General features: G+C 45.9%; 1 protein-coding gene. It reads left to right on the top strand.

The window, feature by feature from the left end:
• A partial coding sequence (locus R7E00_RS23630) for an extracellular solute-binding protein (RefSeq protein ID WP_318124667.1) occupies window positions 1-1,341 on the top strand: 1,341 nt, incomplete at both ends.

Below are 1,341 nucleotides of genomic sequence, written 5' to 3'. Positions count from 1 at the left end.
GGCGGGACTTACCGCACTTTCATGTCGAGCTTTCCTCAGACTCTACGCAGTGTTGGTCCTGATGCAAACTCTGGTTTACGTTCTTTCATCTTGGATGAAACGCCAGGGTTGGTGGTTCGCCACCCAGATACGCTTGAATTCATCCCTGAGCTAGCCAATGAGTGGGCATTAGCGGGTGACAATAAAACGGTTTATTTCAAACTGAACCCACAAGCTAAATGGTCGGATGGCAAGCCAGTCACGGCAGACGATTTTGTTTTTATGCTTAAGTTTTACCGCTCGAAAGACATTTTAGAGCCTTGGTACAACGACTATTACAACAAAACGGTTGCTGATGTTATCAAATTTGACGATCACACCTTCGCCGTGAAGGCCGCGAAAGAGCTCAATCCAGAAGAGTTGTTGTTGAGAATGGGGGCGCTACGTCCTCGTCCTGCTCATTTCTATGCGAATCCGAAGAAAGACGAGAACGGTGACGGCATTCATGATGATTTTGTGCGCTACTACAACTTTAAAAGTGAACCAACCACCAGCGCTTATTACTTAGCCGACGTCAAAAAAGGTAAAAGCGTTACCTTTAAGCACGTAGGTGAGGACTGGTGGGGTTATACCAATAAGTACTACGAGAATCGCTATAACGTCGACAAAATTCGTATCACGGTTATCCGCGATAGTGATATTGCGATGAAGCACTTCGAAAAAGGTAAGTTGGACGCATTTGGATTGGTTTTGCCAAGTCTATGGCATGACAAATCCAATACTGCCCCTTATCAAAAGGGTTACATTGAGAAGTTCTGGGGTTACAACCAATATCCAGTTGGTGCTGGTGGCGTGTGGATAAACACGGCCATGCCTCTACTTGATGACTTAAACATTCGCAAAGGGATTACTTACGCGACAGATTTCGACGGCATGATCGAGAATGTTATGCGTGGAGACTACAGCCGTAAACCCAACCCAACGGGCTTTGGGCATGGTAAGTACACGTTGCCAGATGTGAAAGCGCCAAAGTTTGAACCAGAAAAAGCGGCGGCAGCGTTTGAAGCTGCGGGCTTCGATAAGATTGGTTCCGATGGTATTCGCGTGAATGATAAAGGTCAGCGTTTGAGCTTTGAATTGACGTACTCATCTCCAGTTCATACACCGCGTATTGCTTTCTTGCGTGAACAGGCAAAATTGGCAGGGTTGGACATTGAGCTGAAGCTGATTGATGGTTCATCGATGTTCAAGTATGTGCGTGAGAAAAAACACGAACTTGCTTTCTTTGATATGGGGACTTCGGAAATCCCAACTTATTGGGAATACTTCCATTCCGTGAACGCGAACAAACCACAAACGAAC

The organism is Vibrio sp. Vb1755, from assembly GCF_033338635.1.
Lineage (GTDB): Bacteria > Pseudomonadota > Gammaproteobacteria > Enterobacterales > Vibrionaceae > Vibrio > Vibrio alginolyticus.
Note: the sequence above shows the minus strand (reverse complement) of the source record. Positions and strands in the feature narration are given on the sequence as shown.